The sequence below is a fragment of the Polaribacter sp. genome, from assembly GCF_039939415.1.
Taxonomy (GTDB): Bacteria; Bacteroidota; Bacteroidia; order Flavobacteriales; family Flavobacteriaceae; genus Polaribacter.
This window is the reverse complement of the sequence record NZ_JBDVJE010000035.1, coordinates 1-5,825: the sequence shown is the minus strand read 5'-3', so window position 1 is coordinate 5,825 and position 5,825 is coordinate 1. Positions and strand designations below refer to the sequence as shown.

Here is a 5,825-nt window from a genome sequence, read left to right as displayed (position 1 = left end):
TATTTTGTTTAAGTTGTAAACCTTCTGAAGAAAAGAAGAGTGATATAAAAACAGTTATTACTGCTAATAATGGAGAAATAACTTCAGTTTCTGGAAGCAGAAATATTAGTGGTGTTTATCCACATTTAACAGCTTATGCACATGCTAGAGAAAATGGGACTTATGATTTTGGAAATGAGTGCGGAATTGGAGGCTTAGCTATTTGGAATGAAAAAATGTATATGATCAATTATGCAGCACACGAGCCTAAAGGAAGTGAGCATAAGTTGTATGTTATAGACAAAGATAAAAACATGCAAATCTTTCAAGGAAGTATTGGTGGAACTCCAGCTGCTAGAATGATTCATCAAGAATCCAATCAATTATTGATAGGTCCTTATGTTATAGATGCTCAAGGAAATGTTAGGGTAATACCTATCAAAGACATGAAAGGTCGTTTAACAGCCATTGCAAGACATTTAAAAGATCCTGAAAATATGGTGTATTATTACGATATGGAAGGGATGTTGTACGAGGTAAATGTGCATACTTTAAAAGTAAATAAACTGTATCATAATCCATTACCGGGTTGGCACGGAAAAGGAGCTTATACCAGTCAGAATAAATTAATTTTGGCGAATAATGGAGAACATGGTCACGAAGGAAGTAAGAACTGGAAAGTAACTTTAGAGAACAAGACTAAAGAAGATAATGGAATTTTAGCTGAGTTTGATGGTGAAAATTTTAAAGTTGTAGAAAGAAGACAGTTTACTGATGTTACCACTAAAAACGGAATTAATGCAGTACCAAATGATCAATCTCCATTATGGGCAATGGGTTGGGATAAAAGGTCTATCCGATTAAAAGTTTTAGAAAATGGTGAGTGGAAAACGTTCTTATTACCTAAAGCAGCTTATAATAATGATCCATCGCACGGGTGGTTTACAGAATGGCCAAGAATTAGAGAAATTGGTAATGGAAAAATGATGATGGACATGCACGGAATGTTTTTTGATTTTCCTGAAACATTTTCACATAACAATACAGCCGGAATTAAACCTATAGGATCGCATTTACGTTATATACCAGATTTTTTAAGTTGGAACAATCAGGTTGTTCTAGCTACTGATGAAACGAGTATTCAAGGAAACCCTTATGCAGGTCAGCCACAATCTAACCTTTGGTTTGGTACACAAGAAGAATTAGCCAATTGGGGACCAAAATCTGCCTATGGAGCTATTTGGATCAATGATGAGGTTGTTGCTAACAAACCATCACTTCCTTTTTTAATTTCTGGTTTTGATAACAGAATGTTACACGTAAATAGTTCAGATAAAACTCAAATGGATGTTACCATTCAGATAGATGAAAACGGAACAGGTGATTGGAAAGAATTAGAAAAACTATCATTAGGTAAAGAAGGTTATCAATATTACATTTTTAATGAAGATGTGAAAGCAGAATGGGTACGTTTGGTTGCTAATAAAACAAGTAAGTTAACAGCTGCATTCCACTTTACGGATCAAAATCTTAAAGACAGAGCTAACGGAGCTGAATTATTTAAAAGTCTAGCTGATATTGATGAGACTGGGAAAGTATCTCATGCCAAATTATATAGCAATAAGACAAACTATAACTTAAGTGTGTATGCCGGAGAAATAGAAAATAACACTTTTAAAACTACGCAATCTTATGAGTTTTTAAAATACGACTTTACCTATACAAACGGAATTAAAGACAGTACTTCTGTAGCTGCTTTAAAAAATAAAAAAGTTGGAGAAGAAGTTGATTTCTTTAATAAAAAAGCAAAAGATAATTCTGAAGCAAAAGAAGACGGAAAAGAACTTTGGTCAGAAGACGAGGCTTCTGTAATTCTACATGCCAAAAACTACCAATTAAGATTACCAAAAGGACATGCTAATTATTCTAAACAATTTTCAGCTAAAACAGCTAGAGTTGCTAGAGAATTAGAATCGGAAAGAGAATTGGCAAATATTGCAGGTACTTTTTACGAATTACCTTTGTTTAAAGTAGGTAAAGAACCATTGTATAAAATGTTGAGACCTGTGGCTACTCACAACAAACAAATTACTGAGTTTAATACATGGAATGGTTTATTAGTTTTAAGTGGGGTTAAACAAGATGCAAAACCATCAGAACATGTATACAAATCAGAAGATGGTAACGTAGCACTTTGGTTTGGTGGTATTGATGATTTGTGGAGTTTTGGAAAACCTGTAGGAGAAGGTGGTCCATGGAAAAATACGCAAGTAAAAGCAAATCAATTATCAGATAGGTATTTAATGACAGGGTACGATGAAAAATCACTTACACTAACATCTGATGTTGATACACAATTCAAATTATACATCCATGTAAATCATTATGCAAAAGAACCTGTTTTGTTTAAAACGTTTGATGTAAAAGCTGGTAAAAAAATCACTTATAAATTCCCAAAAGGATTTAGTGCACATTGGACACAAATAGCATCTACTAAAAATTGTAATGCCACTGCGTGGTTTGTTTATCAATAATAATTAGAAAAGAATATGAAAGTACTTAAAATAACAGTATTTGTAATCTTACATCTTTTATTTTCCAAAGGAATTGCACAAGAGGTATTAATAGAGGCTGAGAGTTTTATTGACAAAGGTGGTTGGGTTGTAGATCCTCAGTTTGTAGAGCAAATGGGGTCTCCTTATTTAATGGCTCACGGTATGGGAGTGCCTGTAGAAAATGCCAAAACGGAAGTAAACTTTAACAAAAAAGGGAAATACCATGTTTGGGTAAGAACCAAAAATTGGGCTCTAGGAAATTGGGAGGCTCCAGGTCAATTTAAAATTGCAGTGAATGGTAAGGTTTTAAAGAAAAATTTAGGTACAAATCCTGATTGGAATTGGGAGTATGTTGGTAAGGTTAGAATAAAATCAGAAACGGTAGCTGTAGAGTTAAAAGATTTAACAGGATTTAACGGAAGGTGTGATGCCATTTATTTTAGTAAATCTAAAAAATTATCTGCTGATGCAAATGAAACAACTTGGAGAAAAGAAAAGTTAGCTGAAACTTTAGCACCAGAAACACAAAAAACATACGATTTGGTGGTTACTGGAGGTGGTTTGGCAGGATGTGCTGCTGCCATTGCTGCTGCGGAACAAGGGTTAAAAGTTGCTTTAATTCACGATAGACCTGTATTAGGAGGTAATGCAAGTGATGAAGTGCGTGTGCATAGTTTAGGTATTTATGGTAAGTTCGAGCGTATTTTAAAAATGATAGATACCAAGCATTACCCTAATGGGTCTTACAAAGCAAAGTACGATCAGGAAAAAAGAGATAAAAACGTGAAGAGTTTTAAAAATATAGATCTTTTCTTAAATTGGAGAGCTTATGATGCCGTATCAAAAAATAACAGCATTCAGTATGTAGATGCAAAAAACACCTCTACAGGTGATAGAATCCGTTTTAAAGCACCAAGATTTGTGGACTCTACAGGTGATGGATGGATTGGTTTTTGGGCTGGTGCAGAATTTTCTTATGGTAGAGAAAGTTACAAGACTTATAATGAATTTTGGGATAAATGGGGAGAGCTATGGAGTCCTGAAGAACCAGATGATTTTGTAATGGGAGCTTCTGTACTTTGGCAAACTAAAAAAACAGATAAAGTTCATAATTTTCCTGAATTGCCATGGACGAAAGAGGTTGCTAAAGACCATAAAGCTATTTCGGGTGAGTGGTATTGGGAGTTTTCTAGAAATGATCTTCATCAAATACATGATGCCGAAGAAATAAGAGACCACATGTTAAAAGCTATATATGGATCTTTTGCCAATGCAAAAAAGTTGGAAAAGAATAAAAACTACAAATTAGAATGGGTTTCTTATTTGGTTGGAAAAAGAGAATCTAGAAGGTTGATAGGTGATTATATTTACACTTTTAATGATGTGAAAAATAACACTAAGTTTAAAGATGCTGTTGTAGAAGAAACTAGAGAGATAGATGTGCATTATCAAAGAAATTTAAAAGATCAGGAAGAACCTGATTTTCTTTCCGAGGCACTTTTTTATAGAACTAAAAAATACTATGTGCCTTATAGAACTTTATACTCTAAAAATATAGAAAACTTATTTATGGCAGGGCGTAATTTTAGTTGTTCACACATTGGTTTAGGTGGGCCTAGAGTAATGCTTACAACTGGTCAAATGGGTGCTGCAGTAGGTTTGGCAGCTGTTATTTGTAAAAAATATGATATCAATCCTAGAGAAGTATATACAAATCATTTACAGGAATATTTAGATTTAATAGAAACACAACAATAGTGAATTATAAAACATTCATTTTAATTTTTGCTTTATTTTTGGTTACAGGGTTTCATCATCAACAACCTATAAATGATGAACCTCTGTTTTTTAGCATGGGTGATGAATGGAAGGATATTGTTAAGGATGTTCCTGTTTTTAATTTTAAAGCCAAATCATTAGATAGTAGTTATACTACTCATGTAGCGCAAGAGGTCAGGTTATTGTCCAATAGTAAAAAACAACCCGTTTTGTTTTTTTCTGATATAGAAACAGCGGTATGTGCAGATGGTGAATGTAAGCTAGCCAACCTTAAAATATATTGGAATTTATTAGGAAACTATGTAGGTTTCGGTATTGATCCAGATTTACCTCTTACAAAATTTGAGCACGATGTCTTTGAAACAGAAGACTATGCTAAACTTCATGAATTACTATTAGATGAGCATTCTATTCTTAAAAGACGAAAAATGTCTGATTTAATAGATACTGTTTATGTTTCACCATCTAATTTGTTCTCAAAAAACATAGATGCTGTTTCTGGAGCTACCAAAGCAGAAATAAAAGAATCTGTTGTTAAAGGAGGATTATATTCATGTTACACGTTGTGGCATATTGTACATGGAGAAGTTAAAGAAAAGATGAAAACATACATCGATTCTATACATTCTGATGAATTGATTACTTATTTTTTAGATTCTCCTTACAGAGACTATCAGCAATATGCTTTAAAACAGATTACTGCAAAAGATTATGAAAAACACATTGAATCTATTTTGCAAATTTTTAAAACCAATGATGCTTTAACAAGAGCTTATATCCTTAAAAAAATACCAGATTCTCTTTTTTCTGATCAAAAGGTTTCTACAGAGGTATATCAAACATTCCCCAATATAGATGTCAATACTAGAACTCTTTTAATTAAAAGGATAGCGTATGCAAATGCCATTGCTGTTGAGATTTTATCAGAAAGTTTAGAAGATATGACAAAAAATCAACTTAAGTTTTATTTGAATTATTTAGAAAAAATCCCAGCTAAAATTGATAAGAAAATTGAATTTAACTTAATAAAAACAAGTAAAAATCAAGACTATACTTATAGTTATCTGATTAAAAAATATTTAAAAAATAAAAAATGATTTCATTTATCACATCTATTATTGTACTGATTGCAGGTTATTTTATTTATGGAAAATTTGTAGAAAAGGTTTTTGTAATAGACAAAAATAGAGAGACTCCAGCTATAAAGTTAAAAGATGGAGTAGATTATATGCCGTTACCAACATGGCGTATTTTTTTAATACAATTTTTAAATATTGCTGGTTTAGGGCCTATTTTTGGAGCCATAGCAGGTGCTATGTTTGGTCCCTCTGCTTTTTTATGGATTGTTTTGGGGACTATTTTTGCAGGTGCTGTTCATGATTATTTTTCGGGGATGTTATCTGTACGTGATGATGGTTTGAGTATTAGTGAAATTGTAGGTGTGTATTTAGGTCCAAAACTAAAGCACGTTATGAGAATATTTACGGTGGTTTTATTAATATTTGTAGGGAC

General features: G+C 32.7%; 4 protein-coding genes. All 4 read left to right on the top strand.

The features are described from left to right. The coding region (locus ABJG40_RS05595) for a hypothetical protein (RefSeq protein WP_348023591.1) at positions 1 to 2,513 on the top strand (2,513 nt) is incomplete at its 5' end. 15 nt (positions 2,514 to 2,528) lie between these two features. Further along, a complete protein-coding gene (locus tag ABJG40_RS05590; RefSeq protein ID WP_348023590.1) occupies positions 2,529 to 4,292 on the top strand; it encodes an FAD-dependent oxidoreductase in 1,764 nt (587 codons plus the stop codon). Then, positions 4,292 to 5,410, top strand: coding sequence for a hypothetical protein (locus ABJG40_RS05585; RefSeq protein ID WP_348023589.1), 1,119 nt, complete (start codon positions 4,292 to 4,294; stop codon positions 5,408 to 5,410). Before ABJG40_RS05590 ends, ABJG40_RS05585 begins: the two co-directional genes overlap by 1 nt. Then, on the top strand, positions 5,407 to 5,825 hold a 419-nt coding region (locus ABJG40_RS05580), incomplete at its 3' end, for a carbon starvation CstA family protein (RefSeq protein ID WP_348023588.1). The genes ABJG40_RS05585 and ABJG40_RS05580, both read left to right, overlap by 4 nt.

What these genes read in the sequence shown, in the direction of transcription:
- ABJG40_RS05590 (WP_348023590.1), top strand. Translation starts at nt 2,529, where the DNA reads ATGAAAGTACTTAAAATAACAGTATTTGTAATCTTACATCTTTTATTT.